The organism is Streptomyces sp. NPDC055140, assembly GCF_053607285.1.
In genome coordinates this window covers 434815-456411 of record NZ_JBSGTG010000003.1, presented here as the reverse complement: position 1 = coordinate 456411, position 21597 = coordinate 434815, and the positions used below count along the sequence as shown (strand labels likewise).

Annotated in this window: 24 protein-coding genes; 18 read left to right on the top strand and 6 right to left on the bottom strand. The window is 69.2% G+C overall.

Annotated features, from left to right (window positions below; genetic code table 11):
- Nucleotides 1-192: 192 nt before the first annotated feature.
- Nucleotides 193-1200, bottom strand: a complete 1008-nt coding sequence (locus ACWFR4_RS09740; RefSeq protein ID WP_453651787.1) for a chitinase — start codon at nt 1198-1200, stop codon at nt 193-195.
- A gap of 178 nt (nt 1201-1378) precedes the next feature.
- Here ACWFR4_RS09740 and ACWFR4_RS09735 point away from each other — a divergent pair, with 178 nt between their 5' ends.
- The 12 genes from ACWFR4_RS09735 to ACWFR4_RS09680 all read left to right on the top strand — a co-directional run bounded on the left by ACWFR4_RS09735 (nt 1379) and on the right by ACWFR4_RS09680 (nt 11766).
- Entirely contained in the window at nt 1379-2428 is a 1050-nt protein-coding gene (locus ACWFR4_RS09735; RefSeq protein ID WP_453651785.1) for a hypothetical protein, read from the top strand.
- 78 nt (nt 2429-2506) lie between these two features.
- Complete coding sequence (gene cpaB / locus ACWFR4_RS09730) at nt 2507-3217, top strand: Flp pilus assembly protein CpaB (protein ID WP_453651783.1); 711 nt, start codon at nt 2507-2509, stop codon at nt 3215-3217.
- Between the two features lie 61 nt (nt 3218-3278).
- Nucleotides 3279-4874: an AAA family ATPase gene (locus tag ACWFR4_RS09725; RefSeq protein WP_453464561.1), complete on the top strand. Its 1596-nt coding sequence runs from the start codon at nt 3279-3281 to the stop codon at nt 4872-4874.
- Between the two features lie 65 nt (nt 4875-4939).
- Entirely contained in the window at nt 4940-5347 is a 408-nt protein-coding gene (locus ACWFR4_RS09720; RefSeq protein WP_453464599.1) for a TadE/TadG family type IV pilus assembly protein, read from the top strand.
- A gap of 8 nt (nt 5348-5355) precedes the next feature.
- Entirely contained in the window at nt 5356-6693 is a 1338-nt protein-coding gene (locus tag ACWFR4_RS09715) for a CpaF family protein (protein WP_453464558.1), read from the top strand.
- A gap of 34 nt (nt 6694-6727) precedes the next feature.
- Complete coding sequence (locus tag ACWFR4_RS09710; RefSeq protein ID WP_453651781.1) at nt 6728-7678, top strand: type II secretion system F family protein; 951 nt, start codon at nt 6728-6730, stop codon at nt 7676-7678.
- A gap of 42 nt (nt 7679-7720) precedes the next feature.
- A complete protein-coding gene (locus ACWFR4_RS09705) occupies nt 7721-8623 on the top strand; it encodes a DUF5936 domain-containing protein (RefSeq protein ID WP_372564703.1) in 903 nt (300 codons plus the stop codon).
- Between the two features lie 132 nt (nt 8624-8755).
- Nucleotides 8756-9565, top strand: coding sequence for a hypothetical protein (locus ACWFR4_RS09700; protein WP_453651779.1), 810 nt, complete (start codon nt 8756-8758; stop codon nt 9563-9565).
- Nucleotides 9566-9742: 177 nt separating this feature from the next.
- Nucleotides 9743-9931 (top strand): hypothetical protein, encoded by a 189-nt coding sequence (locus ACWFR4_RS09695; protein ID WP_453651870.1) that lies wholly within the window; start codon nt 9743-9745, stop codon nt 9929-9931.
- Nucleotides 9928-10536 carry a pilus assembly protein TadG-related protein gene (locus ACWFR4_RS09690; RefSeq protein ID WP_453651868.1) on the top strand — a complete coding sequence of 203 codons (609 nt, stop codon included), beginning with the start codon at nt 9928-9930 and terminating at the stop codon, nt 10534-10536. The genes ACWFR4_RS09695 and ACWFR4_RS09690 overlap by 4 nt, the downstream gene beginning before the upstream one ends.
- A 21-nt stretch (nt 10537-10557) precedes the next feature.
- Nucleotides 10558-11136, top strand: a complete 579-nt coding sequence (locus ACWFR4_RS09685) for a hypothetical protein (RefSeq protein ID WP_453651777.1) — start codon at nt 10558-10560, stop codon at nt 11134-11136.
- A gap of 3 nt (nt 11137-11139) precedes the next feature.
- The gene (locus tag ACWFR4_RS09680; RefSeq protein WP_453464546.1) at nt 11140-11766 is read left to right on the top strand and encodes an OmpA family protein; all 627 of its coding nucleotides are present in this window, start codon (nt 11140-11142) and stop codon (nt 11764-11766) included.
- Between the two features lie 210 nt (nt 11767-11976).
- Here ACWFR4_RS09680 and ACWFR4_RS09675 read toward each other — a convergent pair whose 3' ends face one another.
- Nucleotides 11977-12276 (bottom strand): winged helix-turn-helix domain-containing protein, encoded by a 300-nt coding sequence (locus tag ACWFR4_RS09675; RefSeq protein ID WP_453464543.1) that lies wholly within the window; start codon nt 12274-12276, stop codon nt 11977-11979.
- A 161-nt stretch (nt 12277-12437) separates the two neighbouring features.
- On the opposite strand from ACWFR4_RS09675, the gene ACWFR4_RS09670 reads away from it, so the two are divergent.
- The 3 genes from ACWFR4_RS09670 (at nt 12438) to ACWFR4_RS09660 (ending at nt 14712) form a co-directional block, all read left to right on the top strand.
- Entirely contained in the window at nt 12438-12719 is a 282-nt protein-coding gene (locus tag ACWFR4_RS09670) for a hypothetical protein (protein WP_453651775.1), read from the top strand.
- 1188 nt (nt 12720-13907) lie between these two features.
- Entirely contained in the window at nt 13908-14375 is a 468-nt protein-coding gene (locus ACWFR4_RS09665; protein ID WP_453467763.1) for a hypothetical protein, read from the top strand.
- 10 nt (nt 14376-14385) lie between these two features.
- Nucleotides 14386-14712, top strand: coding sequence for a hypothetical protein (locus ACWFR4_RS09660; protein WP_355691463.1), 327 nt, complete (start codon nt 14386-14388; stop codon nt 14710-14712).
- Nucleotides 14713-14881: 169 nt separating this feature from the next.
- Here the strand turns inward: ACWFR4_RS09660 and ACWFR4_RS09655 are convergent, their stop codons facing one another.
- Both ACWFR4_RS09655 and ACWFR4_RS09650 read right to left on the bottom strand, forming a co-directional pair.
- Nucleotides 14882-16201 (bottom strand): cytochrome P450, encoded by a 1320-nt coding sequence (locus tag ACWFR4_RS09655; RefSeq protein ID WP_453467765.1) that lies wholly within the window; start codon nt 16199-16201, stop codon nt 14882-14884.
- Between the two features lie 309 nt (nt 16202-16510).
- Complete coding sequence (locus ACWFR4_RS09650; RefSeq protein ID WP_453651774.1) at nt 16511-17017, bottom strand: DinB family protein; 507 nt, start codon at nt 17015-17017, stop codon at nt 16511-16513.
- A 99-nt stretch (nt 17018-17116) separates the two neighbouring features.
- On the opposite strand from ACWFR4_RS09650, the gene ACWFR4_RS09645 reads away from it, so the two are divergent.
- On the top strand, nt 17117-17905 hold the full coding sequence (locus ACWFR4_RS09645; protein ID WP_453651772.1) for a class I SAM-dependent methyltransferase: 789 nt from the start codon (nt 17117-17119) through the stop codon (nt 17903-17905).
- A gap of 292 nt (nt 17906-18197) precedes the next feature.
- Here ACWFR4_RS09645 and ACWFR4_RS09640 read toward each other — a convergent pair whose 3' ends face one another.
- Nucleotides 18198-18548: a DUF192 domain-containing protein gene (locus ACWFR4_RS09640; RefSeq protein ID WP_453467771.1), complete on the bottom strand. Its 351-nt coding sequence runs from the start codon at nt 18546-18548 to the stop codon at nt 18198-18200.
- 338 nt (nt 18549-18886) lie between these two features.
- Here ACWFR4_RS09640 and ACWFR4_RS09635 point away from each other — a divergent pair, with 338 nt between their 5' ends.
- Nucleotides 18887-19405, top strand: coding sequence for a hypothetical protein (locus tag ACWFR4_RS09635; protein WP_453467773.1), 519 nt, complete (start codon nt 18887-18889; stop codon nt 19403-19405).
- Between the two features lie 49 nt (nt 19406-19454).
- Here ACWFR4_RS09635 and mgrA read toward each other — a convergent pair whose 3' ends face one another.
- A complete protein-coding gene (gene mgrA, locus ACWFR4_RS09630) occupies nt 19455-20495 on the bottom strand; it encodes an L-glyceraldehyde 3-phosphate reductase (protein WP_453467775.1) in 1041 nt (346 codons plus the stop codon).
- Between the two features lie 133 nt (nt 20496-20628).
- On the opposite strand from mgrA, the gene ACWFR4_RS09625 reads away from it, so the two are divergent.
- Nucleotides 20629-21390: an isoprenyl transferase gene (locus ACWFR4_RS09625; RefSeq protein ID WP_116510472.1), complete on the top strand. Its 762-nt coding sequence runs from the start codon at nt 20629-20631 to the stop codon at nt 21388-21390.
- Nucleotides 21391-21597 lie beyond the last annotated feature (207 nt).

Below are 21597 nucleotides of genomic sequence, written 5' to 3'. Positions count from 1 at the left end.
CGCTCCCCGCAGCTCCCCGCAGCTCCCCGCAGCTCGTCGAGCCGGCGCAGGAAGGCGGCGAGGTTGGATTGAAGGGCACGCCTACCTTCCGGAGTTGGCCCGACACACGGCAGCGCCGCCGGGGGAGCGGCGGCGCTGCGGATTTTGAGGGGGGATTCCGGGCGTTGAGGGGCGGGGGTCAGGAGGTAGGGGTCAGAGCCCGTGTACGTGCGGGCCCACCGTCGATGACCATCCGTTCCCCGTCGACGCGTCCCAGTTCGTCGACCACGTCATCGCGCCGCGCAGGCCGGGGTAGGTCTTCGACGGCTTGAAGGAGCCGCAGTTCGTGCCCTTGGTCAGGCAGTCCAGGGCCGCGTTGACCACGGACGGGGACACGTAGCCGCTGCCCGCCGCGCTGGAGGAGGCCGGTACGCCGAGGCCGACCTGGGACGGGTCCAGGCCGCCCTCTAGCTGGATGCAGGCGAGCGCGGTCAGGAAGTCGACCGAGCCCTGGCTGTAGACCTTGCCGTCGCAGCCGAGCATCGAACCGCTGTTGTAGTACTGCATGTTGACGACAGTGAGGATGTCCTTCACGGCCAGTGCGGTCTTGAAGTACTCGGCCGACGTCGACTGCATGTCTATCGTCTGCGGGGCCATCGTCAGGACGAAGTCCGAACCCGCCTTTGTCGCAAGGGACTTCAGCGCCTGCGACATGTACGTCGAATTCAGGCCGTTCTCGAGGTCGATGTCGACGCCGTCGAAGCCGTATTCCTGCATCAGTGAGGAGACCGAGTTCGCGAAGTTCGTCGCGGAATTCGAGTCATTGATGGAGACGGTGCCGTTCTGGCCGCCGATCGAGATGACGACCGACTTACCGGCAGACTGCTTCGCCTTGATGTCCGCCTTGAACGCGTCCTCCGTGTAGCCGCCGAGGCCCGCCGAGTCGAGCGTGAAGTCGACCGCGCCCGGCGTCGTCGTCGCGTCGGCGAACGCCACCGCGATGATGTCGTAGTCGCCCGGTACGTCGCTGAGCTTCTGGACCGTCGCGCCGTTGTTGAAGTTCTGCCAGTAGCCGGTGACGGCGTGGGCCGGGGGTGCCGCGGCCGCCCCGGCGGGGTCCGCGGTGGCCGTCGCCGTGCCGGCGAGGGCCAGGGCCAGCGTGGTCAGCGCCGCCGCTAGGAATGAACGCTTCCGTGCTGGTTCTGTCGTCGCGCGTGCCATTGCTGCCTCCGGTTCAGATGTGGGGGGAGGGGCAGTTGCCGGTTCTACAAACTGGTCCAGACCATTTGGGTTGTCAAGACCTCTGGAATTACTGGTTCCTGGCCAGGCCGCGACGGCATCCTGGGCAACCACCTGGTGAACACCGGGAAGTTGGGTGTTGAGCGGGCAATGCGCGGATATGGTGCTGAGACAGGAGTGCACAGAGACCGGGGGGTGTGCGAGCGTGCCGACCGCGATAGCCGTGACCAGCCCTGACCTGGTCCTCGCCGCGGCCGACCGGCATACGCCGTCCGCCGCCGTGCTCCACTCCGCCGAGGGCGGAGGCGGCAGGGCGGAGCCGTACGACCTCGATCGAGCGATCGTCGAGATGCACACCCTGATCGAGCACCACGGCTATGTGATCGCCCTTTGCCCGGCTTCCGTGCCGGACCTGGTCGTTCACCGGCTGCACGCTGTGCGTTCCGTGCTGGAAAGTGACCGGATCGCCATCCTGCGGCCGGAGCTCCCGCCGCTCGGGCTCGCCGTACTCGTGCTCCAGCTGCGGCAGTTGACCATGTGCGACTTCAGCCCGGGCGTGCTCGCCTCCGCCGCGCGGCTCCTCGCCCACTACATCTACGCCGGTGCCGTGCTCGGCTCCGTCGCCCGGCTCGACCGCGTCCCCGTCAGCCTCACCTCGCACGCCAAGTCGTGGGTTCCGGGCGCCCAGTTCGCCGTACTCGCCACCCCGCAGCCCGAACTCGTACGGCTCACCGGACCCGAGCCGCCCCGGCTGAGCGGACCCGCCTTCGGTACCCGTATGTATTACGCCGCCGGGCAGCAGCCCACCGACTGGATCACCGGGACGCTCGCGCCCGCCTGGTTGGTGCAGGGCGCCGTCGAGACCAGGCTGCCCGCCGAGTCCGGGCGCTGGTGGGCCACCGGGAAGCCCGGAAACCCAGGGAAGCTCGCCGAGTTCGCAGCCTCCATCCCCGACATCTCCGTGCTCTACCAGCTCGTCTCGTCCGTCCGGCGCGAGGCGTGCCACTGGTGCGGACTCGAACTCATCGGTGACCGCTGCGGCTTCTGCGCCGCACCGCTCGCCGATCCGCCCGCCCCGGCCGCGAAACCACCGGGCGGCCGCGGTCGCGGCAGCGCCCTCGCACCCGCCACCGGCCTCGCTGCCGCTACTGCACTGGCCCCCGTCACCGGCCCGGCCCGCGCCGCCCTGCCACCCGCCGCCCGCCCCTGATCCCTTGATCCGCAACGAGATCCACAACGCGCTCCCCACCGAGATCCCCGACGAGATCCCCACGAGGTAGTCCGGTCCATGAACTCACGTCAGCGTCGCGGCGTCATCCTGCTGGTCATCTCGGCCCTGTGCGCCGTCGGCGCCTTCGCCGGGGTGCTCTCGGTGATCCGTGACGTGAACTCGAAGGTGGGCCCGGAAGTCGCGGCGTACCGGCTGAAGGACGATGTCGCGCCGTACAAGGAGCTGACCGCCGACCGGTTCGAGAAGGTCGAGATGCCCGAGCGGTGGCTGTCGAAGACCGCCGTGACCAGTCTCGGCCAGATCCGCGGCAAGATCGCCGTCACCACGCTGAAGAAGGGGTCCCTGCTCCAGACCGACATGATCGTTGCCCGGCCCCGACTCAGGGACGGACAGCAGGAGATCGCCATCATGATCGACGCAGAGACCGGCGTCGCCGGGAAGATCACGCCGGGGTCGAAGGTCAATGTCTACGCCACCTTCAAGGCCGCCGACGAGAAGGCCAAGGACCAGTCCAAGGTCATCGTCGAGAACGCGGAGGTCATGGACGTCGGCAAGCTCACGCCCATCGACGAACAGGGCGGCGACAACGGGCGGCGCCGGCAGGGCGAGGCCGTGCCGATCACCTTCGCCCTCGACCCCGCAGACGCGCAGCGCGTCGCGTACGCGGAGTCGTTCGCGACCCACGTCCGGCTCGCCCTCGTCGCCGCCGGCAGCGACGCGGCCGTCCCGCCGGGCGACCGCTCGTACACCCTCGACGAGGACAAGTAGTCCAGCGACAAGCAGACCGGCAAAGCCGACAAATAGACTCAGAGAGGAGGCGAGCCGCACTGTGAGCATCCGCATTCTTCCCGCGGTGGGAGACCTGGACGCCGCCCGGTCCCTGGTCACGCTGCTCGGGCAACTGCCCGACGCCGAGCCCGCGCCGCCCGTCGCCGACTCCACCGCCCTCCTCGACACCCTCGCCCGGCTCGCCGCCGAGTCGCTCGACGAACTGCCCGAGGTCGTCCTCGTCCACGAGCGGATCGGGCCCGTGCCCGCCCTCGAACTGATCCGGGACCTCGTCCTGCGCTTCCCGGCCGTCGGCGTCGTCCTCGCCACCGCCGACACCAGCCCCGCCCTGCTCACCGCCGCGATGGACTCGGGCGCGCGCGGCATCGTCGGGTTCCCCCTCGGGTACGACGCGCTCGCCGAGCGCGTGCAGGCCGCCGCGTCCTGGTCCGGCGGCATGCGCAGGCACCTCGGCACCGGCGGCGAGCTGGCGATCACGGCCGGCACGTCCGGCGGCCGCGTCATCACCGTCACCGGCGCGAAGGGTGGCGTCGGCACCACCGTCACCGCCGTCCAACTCGCCCTCGCCGCCCAGGCGTCGGGCCGCTCGGTCGCGCTCCTCGACCTCGACCTGCAGTCCGGTGACGTCGCGTCGTACCTCGACGTCCAGTTCCGCCGCTCCGTCGCCGACCTCGCCGCCATCCGCGACATCACCCCGCGCGTCCTCCAGGACGCCGTCTACACCCACGAGACCGGTCTCGGCCTCCTGCTCGCGCCGTCCGACGGCGAGCGTGGCGAGGAGGTCACCGACCGCGTGGCCCGCCAGGTCGTCCAGGCGCTGCGCAGCCGCTACGACCTCGTGGTCATCGACTGCGGTACGCAGATGGGGTCCGCGAACGCGGCGGCCGTCGAACTCGCCGACCAGGCAATCCTGTTGGTCACCCCCGACGTCGTCGCCGTACGCGCCGCGAAGCGCATGATCCGTATGTGGGACCGCCTCCAGATCCGCAAGGCCGAGGAGACCGTCACCGTCATCAACCGTCACGCGCGTGGATCCGAGATCACCGCGTCGCTCGTGGAGCGCGTGACGGGCACCCGGGTCGCGCGAGCCAGCGTGCCCGCCGGGTTCAAGGAGCTCCAGGGCGCGGTCGACGCGGGCCGCATGCAGGACCTCGACAGCCGGTCGACGGTGAAGCAGGCGCTGTGGGGGCTCGCGGGCGAGCTCGGCCTCGTCGACGCCGCCGCGCAGGAAACCGGCCGCCGCGCCCGCCGCCGCGGCGGCGACAAGGGCGCGGTCACCCTGGAGTTCGCGGGCATGTTCCCGCTGCTGCTCGTGGTGATGGGCCTGCTGTGGCAGTGCGTCCTGTACGGGTACACGTACTCGCTCGCCGGGAACGCGGCGGACGAGGCGGCCAGAGCCGCGACCTCCGCCGAGGCCGGGAGTGGCGACACGGCGGGCGCGTGCCAGACCGCGGGCGAGAAGAATCTGCCCGGGGCGTGGCAGGGCGCCGCCATCACCTGCGGACCCGACGGGTCGGTGATGAAGGCGACCGTGCAGCTCGAGGTGCCGGTGTTCTTCCCCGGGATCGACGCCGGGTGGACCGTCAAGGGCGAGGCGGGCGCCGCGAGGGAGAACGACCAGGGGGGCACGCCGTGAGGCGACGGCTCCCGGGCGCAAGGGGCCGTCTCCGGCGCGGGCTCGGGCGGCGGGCTCGGACGGGAATCGACGGCGCCCGGCGCCCGCGGACGGGAAGCGGCCCCCGCCGCAGCCTGCGCACCGACGACCGAGGCGTCTCCATCCTCGAGTTCACCGGGTTCCTGCCCTTCCTCCTCCTCATCGGCATGGCCGCCATCCAGCTGGGCCTCGTCGGCTACAGCGCGAACCAGGCCGGTTCCGGCGCCAGGGCCGCCGCCCGTGTGCAGTCGCAGGGCGGCGACGGCACCGGCGCCGGGCAGGCCGCGATGAGCGGCTGGCTCGACGCGGACATCGACGCCGGAGGCGGAGGCGGCGACACGACCACCGCCACCGTCACCGTGCACGTCCCGGTCCTCGTCCCGTTCCTGGACGACCGGTGGGACGTACGGCGCACCGCCACCATGCCGAACGACCGTGACCCGGAAGGGGGTTGAGCCGGAACATGAGCCTGCGATCAAGGGTGACGGTCCGCGAGGAGCCCGGCCCTTCCCGCGACGACGGCCTCGTCGCCGTCTACCGCGCGAAGCTCCTGGAGGAGATCGACCTCGCCGAGATGTCGTCGCTCGCGGCGGCCGACCGGCGGATCCGTCTCGAACGCGTCCTCGGCCACATCATCAGCCGCGAGGGCCCGGTCCTCTCCTCCTCCGAACGCAGCCAGCTGGTCCGCCGCGTCGTCGACGAGGCGCTCGGGCTCGGCGTACTGGAACCCCTTCTCGCCGACGCGTCCATCACCGAGATCATGGTCAACGGCCCGGACGCGATCTTCGTGGAGCGTGCCGGGCGCGTGGAGCAGCTCCCCCTGCGTTTCGCCTCGCAGGAACAGCTCATGCAGACCATCGAGCGCATCGTCTCCACTGTGAACCGGCGCGTCGACGAGTCGAACCCGATGGTCGATGCCCGCCTGCCCACCGGCGAGCGCGTCAACGTGATCATCCCGCCGCTGTCCCTCACCGGCGCCACCCTCACGATCCGCCGCTTCCCGCGCGCCTACACCCTGCCCGAGCTGATCGGCCTCGGCTCGCTGGACGAGCAGATGCTGATGCTGCTGTCCGCGTTCGTCCGCGCCCGCTTCAACGTCATCGTGAGCGGCGGTACGGGTTCCGGGAAGACCACCCTCCTCAACGCGCTCTCCGGCCTCGTCCCGCCCCACGAGCGCATCATCACCATCGAGGACTCGGCGGAACTCCAGCTCCAGCAGGACCATGTGATCCGCCTCGAATCGCGGCCCCCCAACGTCGAGGGCAAGGGCCAGATCACCATCCGAGACCTGGTCCGCAACTCCCTGCGCATGCGCCCCGACCGCATCATCGTCGGCGAGGTCCGAGGCGGCGAGACCCTCGACATGCTCCAGGCCATGTCGACCGGCCACGACGGCTCGCTCGCCACCGTCCACGCGAACGCCGCCGAGGACGCCCTCATGCGCCTGCAGACCCTCGGGTCCATGTCCGAGGTGCAGATCCCGTTCGAGGCGCTCAAGGACCAGATCAACTCGGCCGTCGACGTCCTCGTCCAGCTCACCCGGCACGCCGACGGCTCGCGCAAGGTCACCGAGATCGCCCTGCTGGTCTCGCACGGCCGCGAACAGTTCAGGATCTCGACGGTCTCCCGCTTCGTGCCGCACCCGCTCGGCCACGACCACCGTGTGCGCGGCACCTTCGAGCATCTGCCGCTGCCGCGCCGCGTGGCCGAGCGCCTGTACGTCGCGAACGAGCCGATCCCACCGGCGTTCGGCGTACTGGACGGCATCGACGGACGCAACACGAGGGAGGCCATCGGATGAGGACCGAGCGACCCGCCGTCGAGGGTGGCGGATCATGAGCGACCCCGCCCTCATCGCCCTCGGTGCCACCATCCTGACCTGCGCACTCGCCGTCGTCGGCCTTCATGCGTACGCGTCCGGGCGCGCGCAGCGACAGGCCCTCGTCGACCGGCTCGACGGCCTGTCGGGCGCCGGGCCGCACGGCGGTGCCCCCGGTCGCGTACGCCGCTTCGCCACCGTCGACCGCAGGCTGCGCCGCACCCGGCTCGGCCGCGCCATCCATCTGCGCCTGTCCGCGACGGGGCTCGACCTGACCGCGGGGGAGTTCTTCACGTACGTACTCGCCGTGGTCGTCGCCCTCTGGCTGATCGCGTCGGCCGCGCTCGCGCCCTTCTTCGGGCCGATCGCGGGGCTCGTCGGCGCGTGGAGCGCCGTGATCTTCCTCAACTGGCAGCGGCAGAAACGCATCGAGGCGTTCATCAATCAACTCCCGGACGTGGCACGCCTCCTGGCCAACGCCACCGCCGCCGGGCTCGCCCTGCGTACGTCCCTCGCGATGGCCGCGGAGGAGCTGGAGGCGCCCGCGGGCGAGGAGCTGTCCATGGTCGCCGACCAGCTCGCGCTCGGCCGCACCATCGACGACACCCTCGGCGAGCTCGCCGACCGCCTCCCGTCCCGCGAACTCGTCGTCCTGGTCACGACCCTCGTCCTCGCCAACAAGGCGGGCGGCTCGGTCGTGTCGTCCCTGCGGAACCTCACCCAGACCCTGGAGGACCGCAAGGAGACCCGGCGCGAGATCCGCACGATGCTCTCCGAGGTCAACGCGACCGCGTTCACCGTGCCGCTCCTCGGTCTCGGCTCGCTGCTCCTGATCAACTCGTCGAACGAGGGCGCGCTGGCCAGAGTGACGGGATCGCCGGTCGGCCAGGCGCTGATCCTCGTCTCGCTCGGCCTGTACGGGATCGGGTTCTTCGTGATCCGCCGGCTCGGGAAGATCGAGGTCTGACATGGGCGTCCGTCATCCGGCCCATACCGAGCGGGGCAGGTCATGAGTACGGGTCTGATCGGGCTGCTGCTCGCCCTCGCGATGGGCCTCGCCGTCCTCGGGATCTTCCTGGGCATCCGCATGTACCGCGCCGAGGCCAAGCTCCCCGGCGACCTGGCCATCGCCCTCGAAGTCGGCGCCACGCGCGTGTCCGCAGCCGGGTCCGCGGTCGACCGCCTGGGCATGCGCTTCGCCCCCCTCGTCCTTCGGGCCATGGGTCCCCGCCGCGTCGCCTCGAAACGCCGCAAGATCGACATGGCGGGGAACCCGGGCGGCCTCACCATCGACCGCTACGCCGCGCGCCGCGCGGTCTACGGCATCTTCGGCGTCGTCCTCGGCCTGGTCTTCCTCACCAACGGCCAGACGCTCTTCGCCGCCCTCACCCTCGCGTTCGGCCTCCTCGCCGCGGACGGTCTGATCTGGCAGGCCACACGCGAGCGCAAAGAGGTCATCGACCGCACGCTCCCCGACTTCCTCGACGTACTCGCCGTCGTCGTCAGCGCGGGCCTCGGCTTCCGGCAGGCGCTCGACCGGGTCGCCGAGAAGTACGAGGGGCCGTGGGCCGACGAGTTGCGCATTACGCTCCGGCAAATGGACATGGGCGTCAGCCGGCGTCAGGCGTTCGACGAGCTGCGCCGGCGCAATGCGTCCGAACAGGTCGCGCAGTTCGTCTCCGCGCTCCAGCAGGGCGAGGAACTCGGCTCGCCCATCGCCGAGACCCTCATCCAGATCGCCACGGACATGCGGCGCACCGACGCCCAGAACTCCCGCCGACGGGCCGCGAAGACGATTCCGAAGGCCACGATGGTCACCCTCGTCTTCATGCTCCCGGCCACGATGATCCTCATCGCGACGGGCATGTTCCTCGGCTCCGGATCCAACTTCGGTTCGATTCTGGGACGTTGAGGGACTGCTGCGCTAGGCGTTGAGTGGTTACAGTGGCGTGAGCGATTGGTTGGCAGTTGCGAATTTCGCAATGGCGGCGACTGACTCACCGACGGGGGATCGCATGTCGAGCGGAACGGTTCGGGCTCACCGATGACGAGGAGACAGGTGTGGGCGGTGGACACCGGTCTGGCCCTGGCTACGCTCACGGCCTGCGCCGGCTTCGCATCCCATCCCGAGCCGACGGGTACGGCGCTCCCGTCCGAGGTGCCGCCCACGCCGACGTACACCACGGCGAAGGCGGTCGTACGGGCGATGGGCGAGGCCGGCCTCGACTGCGAGACCGTGCGCAGCCGGGACTACGACGGCAGCTCCACGGCGGACTGCGTCGCGACGGTCGACGGGGTGAAGGTCGAGAACGAGATCTCGGTCTTCGACCCCGACGTCGTGTCGAAGACGGAGATCGGTACGTCGGTCGAGTCCCGGCGCACGGGCGCGTATGCGCAGACGCTGGTCGCGGCGGGGAACTGGTACATCCGCGTCATGGACCCGCCGTCCGCCCCGGCGATCGCGAAGGCGCTGCACGCGGTGGCCCTGGACGCGAAGACCCCCAAGTACCCACTCCTGCACATCCCTTCCACACCCACCTACAAGAAGGTGGACGCCCTGGCCGACGACGTGGCCGCCTCCGTGGGCTGCTTCCAGCGGGAGACCACGAGCACCGGAAGCATCAAGTGCGAGACCGGAAAGCTGGGTTCGGGCTCCACCAACTGCGCGGTCCTGACCCTGCACCCGACCCACGCCCGCCGCGACGCCGCCCTTCGCGAGGCGATCAAGTGCCGCGGCGTCCCCGCCGAGCTGGTCACCGCGGGGAACTGGACCGTGAGCCTCTGCGACACCACCCTCGGCGCGAAGGTCGCCTGCGACCTGGGTGGGGTCGTGGTGGCGTACGACGGGCGGTGAGGGGCATGACAGGAAGCGACCAACTTCCGGTCAAGCGTGCGCCGTTAATGTGCGAAACACGGCACAGAGGGTTGCAGTTCCCGTACGTTGCGTATGGTGCCCGGGAGGTTCGGGGCGGTGAAGTCGGGCGGGAACGAAGGGGAAACCGTGCTGAAGGAACGCGTACTCGGGGTGTGGGTGAAGTGGACCGTGACGGTGGGGGACCGCGTCCGCGGGAGAGAGCGGGATTCCGGCGCGGGGTTCGTGGAGTACGCGGGGTTGATGATCCTGATTGCCGGGATCTTTACGTTGATCGACCAGATCGGTCTCGACGGAATGATCTCCGGCGCGATTCGGGACGCGGTTACCGAAGTGACCGGCGGCTGATTCTCGTTGGCCTCCGCGACGATCGCGGACAAACCCTGCCCATCTACATCTGGCTCACGGGAATTCTGCTCTTCGTCGCGTTCGCGTTCTTCGCCTTCGCCCAGGCGGCATCGGCGCGCAACGGCGCCCAGTCGGCTGCCGATGCTGCGGCGTTGGCGGCGGCACAGGACGCGAGAGACGACCTCATCGATGGACTGGGGCAGGCCATCGGGCACGGGGATGACTGGCTCGACTGGCTTGCAGGGCAGAAACCGAACGGGGACGGCGCCGAAACGGCGGCGAGTGCTCTCGCTGCGAACAACGACGCGCGGGTAACCGGGTTCCAGCCGGCGGAGGTCAATGGGTATCCCGGCTATTGGGTGAAAGTGGAATCCCTGGACCCCGTCGGTGATTCGATCATCCCCGGCACCGAGTCCGATTACGCGAAGGCTGAGGCCACGGCTGTCATCGAGCCGCGCTGCGAAGTCACTCCTTCCTCCGATCCGGAAAAGGCGGTGGAGTTCGACTGCGACGGCGGTGAGTCCTTCGACTTCGACCCGGGTGACTTCGAACTGGGAGATCTCCCCGATGCGTCCACCCTGTTCTCCGTCCATCTGGCCGACTGACTAGTGAAGGAACGCGCTTCGATGAAGACTCGGCAACGCACGGCAATGACCGCTCTGGCGATCACGACAGGGCTGGTACTCACGATGGCCGGCTGCGGTGGTGGCGACGACGGAAAGGCCGAGTCGAAGTCCTCGGCCTCACCGAAGCAGGACACCGGCCAGGGCGACGAGAAGCCGTCCGCTTCTCCTTCTTCGGAACAGACGCTGGCGGAAGTAAAGAGCAACGGAATCACGCTCACAGTCACCTCGGCGGCCCGGGACCAGGGGGGCTTTCTCACCCTCTCCGGCAAGGTGACCAACGGCGGAGGCAAGTTCTGGATCGCGGCCGACTGGCGGGGCGACGAGCGCGAACTGAGCAAGAACGGATCGTCCCTTGCCGGTGCCTCTGTCGTGGACAAGGCTGGCAAGAAGAAATACCTCATCCTCCGGGACACCCAAGGGCGCTGCCTCTGCACGAAGTTCGAGGGCGGCGGCGTGGACGCGGGTCAGTCCGCAGACTGGTACGCGCAGTTCCCCGCACCACCCGAGGGCACCACCAAGGTCGACTTCCAAGTCGGCGGCATGCCCCCCGCCCCCGTAGAAATCTCCGAGGGCGAGTGACCCATGCCCCTCACCCGGCGCCTCGCCGCCCTTACCACCGTCGCCCTGATCACCCTCAGCGGAAGCCTCAGCGGCAGCGCCTACGCCGATGATCCGGAGCCGTCAGGCGCTCCTCCGGGGAGTACGACCACTTCGCCGCCGCCGGAGGTCGACGCCAACAGTCCGGGGCTGAAGCTCGCCGACGGCGCCACGCTCGCGCCGGCCAAGGTGCTCGACATCAAGTCCGTCGTCGAGGACCTGTCCGGCGACGAGCGGCGCGAGGACACCAACCAGGACGTGAAGTTCGCGCTCCAGGCGGAGGTGCTGTTCCAGAAGGACAGTTCCAAGCTGAATCCGGACGCCAAGTCCCGGATCCAGGCCATCGCCGACGAGATCAAGGCGCAGAACGCCACGAACGTCCGCGTCTTCGGCTTCACGGACGACCTCGGGTCGTACGCCCACGGGCTGACGCTCTCGAAGAAGCGCGCGGAGGCCGTGCACGACGAGCTGGCGGCAGCCCTCGGTTCACAGGACCAGGACGTCACGTTCGCGGTGCGCGGCTACAGCGAGGACTACCCGATCGCCGACAACAACAGCGAAGAGGGCCGCAAGAAGAACCGCCGCGTGGAGGTGTCGTTCCCGAAGGCGTGAGCTCTCGGCTCGGCATCCCAACTGGGCGACGCGGCGGGGTCGTTTGACCTGTCCGCAGTGGACGTTCAATCCGACCGCAACGTCCGAACCTCAGCCCATGAAAGTCGGCCCCCACCGGACTATGAGCCGACGCCGACAGGGAGGGAGGCATGGGCGACCACCCACCGGAGGCCAGCTGCGCCGATCCCCTCCTGCTTTGCCCCGCGGTGATCAGTCCTCGGTGCCGTCCGAGTCCTTTGCGTGCTCAGAGGCGGACTCGGGGTAGGCGATGAAGGTGCCCTTGCCAGGCAGGGTGACGACGAGGCCACGCTCACGGAGTTCCTTGGTGGCGCGGCGGATGGACAGGTAGGCGACTCCGTATTCGGCGGCGAGGTCGCGCTCGCCGGGCAGGCGTGCTCCCGGGTGCAGGTCGCCGTCCTTGATCCGCTGGGCGATGTGGTCCGCCACCTGCGTGTAGACGTAGGCGATCTTGTTGGGGTCGATGCGGAACCCGCCGGAATCAGCAGCCATATCGAACAACGTACGACAGTCATGAGCTGCGCCAATCAATGGATTGCATCTAACTGCTATGCATAGCTGTGCGATGCTGACTAGGATTTGTCGCATGAGACCCCGGCGACGGTGGACTGGACCGCCCCGGGGCACGGTCAACGCTGCAAAGGAGCGTCAACGTGCTGGACCATACCGTCCGACTCCTCCTCTGGGTGCTGAAGACTTGCACCCCACCACCCCAAGGCCGCCACCGCCTAGGCATCCGCACCTCGCCGCTCGCCCCGCCCCCACCCCGCCACACCGAACGCCTCGACGGCGCCGCGTCCGCGCTCGTACGCCCCTACCTCCTGGCGCCCGGCGAACGCCATCGCCAACGCGGACGCCGCCGCGCTCTGTACCTGGCCACCTTCGGCATCGACGTGGGTCCGCATCCGCACCTCATCCACGGAGGCGCACAATGACAGCCCCTCGCCGTCCGGCGGTGCGCATGTGTGCCCGCTGCCAATGCGTCACGGGTGAACCTGTCCTCGTGCATGAGGTGCACGCGGCGACCGGCCCCGGCTTCAACGTCTACGCCTGCCAGGAATGCGCCGCCGCCCACTACCCGCCGCCTCTCGTCGACGAGCTGGAACTCCTGGGTGGGGAAGGTGAGTTGGAGCCTCCAGTGCGACGCTCTCGGCTCACCCTCCGTGTCTACCGGGTGAGAGCCGGCGGTGAGGTCGTGGGCGACCGAGGAGAGGTGAGGGTGCTCGTCGCCTCGGCCGAGGATCAGCCCGTGCCTTCGTCCGCGTACCCGCCGTGCCGGTGTGAGCAGTGTCGGACGGCAGAAGCCAACTGATCTGCCGGCGGGGCCGGGGAGCGTCCCGGCCCCGCCTGTTTCGGCCTGCACTATGCGGTGAGCGAGCTGTAGGAACGGCCGACCGTGGTGATGTGCGGGTTCTTGTTCTCGTTGGTCGTATGGATCACCACGCCTTTGAAACCGACCTGCGTGATGGCCACCTCGACGGAGCCCGATCGCGAAGGCGCCGACCAGTCCACACAGCCGGACGCGGCGCACCTGGGGGTACCTGATCTGCCCTATTGCTATTCGCCCTTCGCGCAGGACCAGTTGGAGGTTCCCCTGGGTCCACCCAGACAGCGACGCCACTGACGATTTCCGGGACAGCAGGCCGCTGCGTTCCAGGAACAATAGGCAGACCAACCGTGAATAGCTCAACGAAGTCGTCTGGGATTCTGTCGCCAAGGTCGGGCAGAATCTCTTGCTTCGTCCGCGAGGCGTCTACCTGGAAGCCGACACCGTGCCCGTCTGATCCTGAATCAAGACCTCTACATGATTCTCGGTGTCCGAAGGCTTGTACGTCACGACTGGATCTCTGGTCGGGAGGCCCACTTGCAGGTCGCGCAAGGTGATCTGAGTTCTTTGACCTGTTCCACGCTGGACAGCCCCACAGCCATCACCTCAGGAATACGCCTGGTCTGAGCGGACATTCATATGCCTTACTCGAGCCACGAAGTCAAGGATCTGGCACTTGGTGACGCGCCGGTCAACTCGTGATCACCTTTAAGTCAGAGGTGCATCTCAACCCCCATTGCGCGACTTGCTGCTGATAGGCATGTACATGCAGTAACGACCACAAAGGGGGAGCTCGTTGAAATTCGCAAACACTATTGTCGTCAGCGTTGCCGCAACATGCTTCGCACTGCCGCTGGCCGTCGAGCCGGCCGCCGCATCGTCCGGCCCGGAGACTGTCGCGGGTGTTGCAGCTAATGCCTGCACGGGGAAGCCTGCGAAGACCATCGTGAAGAAGTACTACCGCGGCCCCGCGGTGGTGCCGCTGCGCTGTGGCACGTCGACGTGGGGCTACAAGCACTTGGTGAAGCGTGGCCGCTGGAGTGGCAACTTCAGTAAGAAGATCAACACGACTGTCTGGAGCGGTACCATCACAGTCGACCAACCCGGGGAGCGCACATATGAACGCAAGTTCACCGGCTGCCCGCCTCGGACGCTGTTCAAGGTCGTGACGAACCCCGGGCCTTACGGCCGGGATCCCCGCATCAAGCCGCAGGGGGTCGTGACCGCGTACAAGCCGGCCAGCCTTGCTTCGTCCGCTTGCTAGGAGGACTCCCATGCCGACAGCAGAAGGTGTTCGTGACCTTCTCGTCCCACATCTGATGGGGCGGCTGGACGACGGGAGCGCGGAACTCGACGTGGTCGGCTTTCGCGTGGTGGAGCATGGCCGGCGCTTCACGGTCGAACTCGAGCTGACAGCCTACGGGCAACGCTGGCGGGTGCGACTTGAAAGCGATAGTTCGGAGATGGCCGTCTTCGACGGCCAGCCGCCTCATCACCTGGTCCGGAGCGTGGCATCAGCCTTTCGAATCCGCTTGTTCGAATGGTGGCACATGAAGGACTCAGAACGGCAGTTGGCCAGGCTGGGTGAACGCATCAAATAGCACGATCTGAGCACCGCTGCACGTAGCGCGGCGAGCGCGACAGCATCCCCGTCCGGTTATCCGGGCGGGGACGCTCCAGTCAGGGCGCGAGGGGTGCTGACTTCGGACCGGCTTGCTGCCGTCCGATCGGCATCGGAAGCACAGTGGTGTGCTGGGGCTGGACCGCGCCTCAGGCCACGTAGACCGGCAGCGTGTCCACCCCGTACACGATCGACAGCTTGCGGAATTCCAGGTCGCGGGACTCGACGGCGAGCTTCAACTCCGGGAAGCGGCGGACCAGTTGGGGGAAGGCCGCGCGAAGTTCCATCTTGCCGAGTTCGGCGCCGATGCAGCGGTGGATGCCGTAACCGAACGCGAGGTGGGAGCCGGTGACCTGGCGGGACGGGTCGAAGCGGTCCATGTCCTCGCCGAGGCGTGCGTCGCGGTCGGCGGCGCTGAGGGAGACGAGGACTATGTCGCCGCCGGATATCTGGACCCCGCCGATCTCGACGTCCTCGCGCGCGAAGCGCGGGAACGCGGTCTGGACGACAGTCAGATGGCGCAGCAGCTCGTCGACGAAGGGTGCGGCGACGGCCTCCGGGTCCTCCGCGTCGCGCAGCGCGGTGAAGTGCTCGGGGTTCTGGAGCAGGATGAGCGTGCCGAGCGCCAGCATGCTCGCGGTGGTCTCCAGGCCGCCGGTGAGGACGCCGTCGGCGAGGCCTGTGAGTTCCTCGTCCGTGATGGAGTCGCCGTATTCGCGTACGAGCATGCCGAGGAGGCCGTCGCCGGGGTTGCGGCGCTGCTCGGCGACGATCCCGCGCAGGTAGTCGAGGGACTGGGACACGGCACTGAAGGACGCGCCCGCGCCGCCGAACACGTCGAAGCGGGCCACGGAGAACTGCTGGAAGTCGTCCCGGTCCTCGTAGGGGACGCCGAGCAGTTCGCAGATCACCAGCGCGGGCACCGGCATCGCGAAGTGCTCGACGAGGTCCACCGTGCCGTCGGCGTCCGCCGCCTTCGCGAGGTCGGCGAGGCGCTCCTCGACGATGGCGTGGATACGGGGCGTGAGCCGGGAGAGCCGGCGCATCGTGAACTCCGGCGTCAGCATCTTCCGCAGCCGGGTGTGGTCCGGCGGGTCGGTGAAGCCGAGTCCGCCCGGGTTCTGGTCGTCGGTGACACCGGTGTTGCCGACCAGGTTCCGGAAGTCGTTGCTGAAGGCGGACCCGTGGCCCAGTACCGCCTTCGCCTCGTCGTAGCCGGTGACCAGCCAGACCGTCATGCCGGGGATGGGCAGCCTGCTGACCGGCTCCCGGTCACGCAGCTCGCCGATCTCGGCCACCGGGTCGAGGCCCTCGCGGCGCAGCGGAAGGAGCGCCGCGTCGGGCAGCTTCGAGAGGACGGAGAGGTCGAGGCCGCCCTTCTTCCGGAGCCGGGCGAAGTAGAGGCGGGTGAGCCAGGCCGCTATCGCTGAACGGGCAGAACGAACGGAGCGGAGGGAACGATCGGACATGTGCTCGCATTTCGGCGCGGGACGGACGGTGCCGTTACCTGTGTCGGGCAGCGGTGCCCGGAGCGGATCCGCCCAGGGTACGTGGAGAACCCCCGTAGGCCGAGGCCGGGCGGACGGTGACCGCCCCCGCCCACTTCAGCGGCTCGGTCGGGGAACCGGGCGGGAGTTCGGTGAGGGCCCGGTGGGAAAACGGCGGGGGCGACGGGGCCGTGACGCGACCGTGCGGCGGCCGGCGCACGACGATCAAGCGGCCATCGCCCGGCAATCCGGCGGCCGTCGCCTGGGAATCCGGCGGTCGGCGCGCGGCGATCACGCCCGTGACGCCCTCTGGTGATCCCCCGCCGCGCCGTCGATCAGCTCGCGCAGGATGTCGATGTGTCCCGCGTGCCGGGCCGTCTCCTCCAGCATGTGGATGAGCACCCACCGCATCGACACCTTCCTGCCGTCCCACGACGTGCCGGTCTCCTCGAGCCCGATGTCGCCGATCACGGAGTCGGCCGCGGCCCGCGCCCGGCCGTAGAACGCGGTGATGCTCTCTGTGGACTCCTCGGGGCCCACCCGCAGGTCCTCGTCCGTCTCCGCGTCGAACCACAGCGGCTCCACCGGCCGCCCGAACGTCTCGCAGAACCAGCCGTACTCGACCGATGCCAGATGCTTGACCAGGCCGAGGAGGCTGTTCCCCGAAGGCGACATCGGCCGCCGCACCTGCTCCTCGTCGAGCCCCTCCAGCTTCCAGAGCACGACATCGCGGTGCCGGTCGAGCGCCGCCAGCAGACTTTCCTTCTCGCCCCCGGTGTAGGGCACGTGGATTCCCATGCCGGGGAACGTAACAGCGCCCGCCGACAACGCACCCTCCCGCGCGGGCAGTACAAAAAGCACGTGCCGTCGCGGGTACGCCGCTGCGAACATGGCCCCATGAGCACACCTCCCACCCACGTCGGCCGCCCCTTCGACGAGCTCGTCACGGAGGCGGCCGCCGCCCCCGTGGACGGCTGGGACTTCTCGTGGTTCGAGGGCCGGGCCACCGAGGAGCGGCCCTCCTGGGGGTACGCACGCGCCATGGGCGAGCGCATGGCACGCGCCTCGGCCGGGCTCGACCTCCAGACCGGCGGCGGTGAGGTCCTCGCCTCCGCCCCGAAACTGCCTCCGCTGATCGCCGCCACCGAGGGCTGGCCGCCCAACGTCGCCAAGGCCTCCGCGCTCCTCGCCCCGCGCGGAGTCGTGGTCGTCGCCTCGACGGAGGGGGCGCCGCTGCCGTTCGCCGACGGCACGTTCGACCTGGTGACCAGCCGCCACCCGGTGAAGGCCCCGTTCGCCGAGATCGCCCGGGTACTGACGCCCGGCGGTGCGTACTTCGCGCAGCACGTCGGCCCGAGCAGCGTCTTCGAGGTCGTCGAGTTCTTCCTCGGCCCGCAGCCGGCGGAAGTCAGGAACGGCCGCGACCCGGAGGGCGAGCGCGCCGAGGCCGAGGTCGCCGGCCTCGAAGTCGTCGACCTGCGCGCCGAGCGCCTGCGCATCGAGTTCTACGACATCGGCGCCGTCGTGCACTTCCTGCGGAAGGTGATCTGGATGGTCCCGGGCTTCACCGTCGAGGCGTACCGGCCGCGACTCCTTGAGCTGCATGAACGGCTCGCGAAGGAAGGGCCGTTCGTCGCTCACAGCACCCGCCACCTGATCGAGGCCCGCAAGCCGATCGCCGGGTGATTCACGGCAATTGGTGTGCAAGCGGGAGGAGTTCGCCGGGCATCTTCCGGAGGCCCGCCGTCCAAACGATTCCGCATCGTTATCGACAATGGCTCGCTACACGTGTCACCGTCACGTAGGTTCAGACCAAGGTAATTCGCGTGAGCAAAGCTGCGCGGCGGCACCGTGCAGTGGAGGGGGCTGCGCGGTGCCGCGTGCCTTCCCCTCAACCACGGTCACCGGACCTGCCGCGATCACCAAGCCCTCCCGCGAGACGCGAGACGCCGCCCTGGGCCGTCACCACCCCGGACCGTCACCCGCTCTCGTGGTCACCGCCCCGAATCGTCACCCGCACCCCGCGCCGCACGCCCCAACGGGCCATCGCCCCCGCCTCGGACTCCAGGACACGCCGGGCGCGCAGCCGGGGGAGTCCGATCCGCCCCGGCCGCATCGTCCGCACGGCGAGCACCGTGCCCCGCCGGTCCAGGTACGCGACATCCACCACGAAGCGCATCCCCATGGTGTGGACGCTCGACGACGCCGTCAGCAGCAGCGCGCCGTTCACCCCGTCCCGGCCGAGCAGCCCGCGCCGCCGCGCAGGCCCCGACTCTGCTATTTCCAGGGGAAGTTCGGCCTCGAGTCCCGGCACGGTGAAGGTCGCCATGGGTGCGCAGCCAACCTCCGGGCCGCTGTGGCGTCAAGCGCGCGTTCGTCGCACGACTACTCCGTGAGGGGGACGCCCCCGCCCGGGCCGCAAGCCGGGAAAACCATTGCGAAACCCCGCCCGAAGCGGCCGGAAACAGACCTCCAGCCGTCGTCGGGCGACTTCGGAGAGTAGTTGTGGCACGCCGATGCACCCACCATCACTTACGAAGGGTTATGGTGGAAACCCCCCCTCGGGCCGGTCCGTCTCCCCCCCTCGGACCGGCCCGTTTTTTTGTCTCCGACCGGGCCGCGCGCGTGCGCCCCCCGGGCCACGGAGCCGCGATTAGAGTCCCCGGCATGCCGAACGACTATCCGCACCAGGCGCCGCCCTCCGCTCCCGGCCCGTACGGCGGCCCGGGTCAGCACGGCGCTCCCGTCCCCTACATCCCCGGCCCCTGCAAAGCGCCCGGACCGTACGGGGTGAACCCGCAGGTCGCCCCAGCGCCGCCCCTGAGCATGCCGTCCTCGCTCCGCGCCGCCCGGACGACCACGTACGTGATGGTCGGCCTCGCGCTCCTCGCCTCCGTGGCCGTCGGCGTGACGGAGGGGGCACGGGGCGCCGGCGCCGCGTTCGGCGGGAACATCTTCGGCGTCGCGCTGCTGGTCCTCGCCTGCTTCTACGGGAGGGCGGGACGTGGGCTGCGCGTCACGTCGATCGTCATCGCGAGCGTGCAGATCCTGCTCGGCCTGAGCGCAACGATGCGCGGCAACATCGGCGGGCCCATCGCGCTGGTCGGAGCGGTCGTCATGGTCGTCCTGCTCGGCCAGGCGAGCACGGGCGCGTGGTTCCGCAGGCCGCGTACCCCCGGCGCCTAGGGAGTGTCCTGGCGCGAGGGCCGCGGCCCGCGGAACGGAACGGGAGGGGTCAGCTCCGTCCGGCCCAGATGTTCGTGCCCGGGGTCGACACTGCGAACGAGTCGATTTCGGACAGCTCTTCGTCGGTGAGCTTCGGGCCCGCCAGCGCCGCCACGTTCTCCTCGAGCTGCCGGACGCTGGAGGCGCCGATCAGGGCCGACGTCATCCGCTCGTCCCGCAGCACCCAGTTGAGCGCGAGCTGCGCGAGGGACTGGCCGCGGCGCTGAGCGATGTCGTTCAGCCCGTTCAGCCGGCGGATGACCTCGGAGTCGCCCGCGAGGCCCGGGTCGAGGGACTTGCCCTGCGTGGCGCGCGACCCCTCCGGGATGCCCTTGAGGTACTTGTCCGTGAGCAGGCCCTGCGCGAGCGGCACGAAGGAGATGCAGCCCATGCCGGCCGTCTCCAGCGTGTCGAGCAGGCCGTCGTCCTCGGTCCAGCGGTTGATCATCGAGTACGAGGGCTGGTGGATGAGTGCTGGGACACCCATCTCCTTCAGCAGGCGCGCCGCCTCGGCGGTCTGCTCGCTGTTGTACGAGGACACACCCACGTACAGCGCCTTGCCCTGCTGCACGGCGGACGCGAGCGCGCCCATCGTCTCCTCGAGCGGGGTGTCCGGGTCGAAGCGGTGGGAGTAGAAGATGTCGACGTAGTCGAGGCCCATCCGTGACAGGGACGCGTCGAGGGACGACAGCAGGTACTTGCGGCTGCCCCACTCCCCGTACGGGCCCGGGTGCATGAGATAGCCCGCCTTGGTCGAAATGACCAGCTCATCCCGGTACGGGGCGAAGTCCTGGGCGAACATCTTGCCGAAGTTCAGCTCGGCGGAGCCGGGGGGCGGCCCGTAGTTGTTCGCGAGGTCGAAGTGCGTGACACCGATGTCAAAAGCGCGGCGGAGGATCTCCCGCTGCGAGTCGAGGGTGCGGTCGTCACCGAAGTTGTGCCACAGGCCGAGCGAGATCGCGGGCAGCTTGAGACCGCTGCGGCCGCTGCGCCGGTACTCCATCGAGTCGTAGCGGTCCGCGGCGGCGCGGTAGGAAGACGTGTCGTTCATGGGTACGAAGCTACGTCAGAGCACCGACAGCCCACAGCATCGGAGCACAGACACCCCACAGTGAGGGCGACGCCTCACAGCGGTAGGCTTTCGCCCTCGGGGACTGCCGTCTGCACGGAGGGGCTGAAAGACAGTGAACCTGCGCGACCTGGTGTACGGACTTTACGCACGCCGGGTGGAAGGCCGTCTCGACCACGATCAGGTGCCCAAACACATCGGGGTCATCCTCGACGGGAACAGGCGCTGGGCGAAGGCCTCCGGTGGCACTGCGGCGCAGGGTCACCAGGCCGGCGCGTACAAGATCGAGGAGTTCCTCGGCTGGTGCGCCGAGACGGACGTCGAGGTCGTCACCCTCTGGATGCTGTCGACGGACAACTTCGACCGTCCCGAGGAGGAGCTGCGGCCGCTCCTCGGCATCATCGAGGAGACCGTCCGCAGCCTCGCCGTCGACGGCCGCTGGCGCGTCCACCACGTCGGCACCCTCGACCTCCTCCCCGCCCGCACCCAGACCGTCCTCAAGGAGGCCGAGCAGGCCACCGCCGACAACACGGGAATACTCGTGAACGTCGCGGTCGGCTACGGCGGCCGCCAGGAGATCGCCGACGCGGTGCGCTCCCTGCTGCTTGACCACGCGGACAAGGGCACCGCCCTCGAGGAGATCGCCGAGAGCGTCGACATCGACCAGATCTCCAAGCACCTCTACACCAGCGGGCAGCCCGACCCCGACCTCGTCATCCGCACGAGCGGCGAGCAGCGCCTGTCCGGATTCATGCTCTGGCAGTCGGCCCACTCCGAGTACTACTTCTGCGAAGTTTTCTGGCCCGCCTTCCGCAAGGTGGACTTCCTGCGCGCCCTGCGCGACTACGCCGCCCGTCACCGGCGTTACGGCGGCTGACCTCGGGGACGTACGTCACCAGGAGTTAACGCGCGCGCCGTCATATGCCGTGGCATGGCCGCGCGTGTTCGAGGGAATAAGCCTTCCAGGTCGATGTCCGATTCACGGACGTCGAGTCTCAGCGGACGGCACGGGGCTGTCCGCCCGGGAGGCCCTTTGCGCCAGGACGACCACGCGGAGAGCACGTGCTCCGCTGGAGAGGCTGGG

Coding starts and splice junctions, on each gene's coding strand:
- ACWFR4_RS09650 (WP_453651774.1), bottom strand. CDS start 17,017: ATGGGAATCCACGTGCCCTACACCGGGGGCGAGAAGGAAAGTCTGCTG.
- ACWFR4_RS09655 (WP_453467765.1), bottom strand. CDS start 16,201: ATGTCCGATCGTTCCCTCCGCTCCGTTCGTTCTGCCCGTTCAGCGATA.
- ACWFR4_RS09680 (WP_453464546.1), top strand. CDS start 11,140: ATGCCCCTCACCCGGCGCCTCGCCGCCCTTACCACCGTCGCCCTGATC.
- ACWFR4_RS09635 (WP_453467773.1), top strand. CDS start 18,887: ATGCCGAACGACTATCCGCACCAGGCGCCGCCCTCCGCTCCCGGCCCG.
- ACWFR4_RS09700 (WP_453651779.1), top strand. CDS start 8,756: ATGACGAGGAGACAGGTGTGGGCGGTGGACACCGGTCTGGCCCTGGCT.
- ACWFR4_RS09740 (WP_453651787.1), bottom strand. CDS start 1,200: ATGGCACGCGCGACGACAGAACCAGCACGGAAGCGTTCATTCCTAGCG.
- ACWFR4_RS09715 (WP_453464558.1), top strand. CDS start 5,356: ATGAGCCTGCGATCAAGGGTGACGGTCCGCGAGGAGCCCGGCCCTTCC.
- ACWFR4_RS09685 (WP_453651777.1), top strand. CDS start 10,558: ATGAAGACTCGGCAACGCACGGCAATGACCGCTCTGGCGATCACGACA.
- mgrA (WP_453467775.1), bottom strand. CDS start 20,495: ATGAACGACACGTCTTCCTACCGCGCCGCCGCGGACCGCTACGACTCG.
- cpaB (WP_453651783.1), top strand. CDS start 2,507: ATGAACTCACGTCAGCGTCGCGGCGTCATCCTGCTGGTCATCTCGGCC.
- ACWFR4_RS09660 (WP_355691463.1), top strand. CDS start 14,386: ATGCCGACAGCAGAAGGTGTTCGTGACCTTCTCGTCCCACATCTGATG.
- ACWFR4_RS09710 (WP_453651781.1), top strand. CDS start 6,728: ATGAGCGACCCCGCCCTCATCGCCCTCGGTGCCACCATCCTGACCTGC.
- ACWFR4_RS09645 (WP_453651772.1), top strand. CDS start 17,117: ATGAGCACACCTCCCACCCACGTCGGCCGCCCCTTCGACGAGCTCGTC.
- ACWFR4_RS09675 (WP_453464543.1), bottom strand. CDS start 12,276: ATGGCTGCTGATTCCGGCGGGTTCCGCATCGACCCCAACAAGATCGCC.
- ACWFR4_RS09705 (WP_372564703.1), top strand. CDS start 7,721: ATGAGTACGGGTCTGATCGGGCTGCTGCTCGCCCTCGCGATGGGCCTC.
- ACWFR4_RS09640 (WP_453467771.1), bottom strand. CDS start 18,548: ATGGCGACCTTCACCGTGCCGGGACTCGAGGCCGAACTTCCCCTGGAA.
- ACWFR4_RS09735 (WP_453651785.1), top strand. CDS start 1,379: ATGGTGCTGAGACAGGAGTGCACAGAGACCGGGGGGTGTGCGAGCGTG.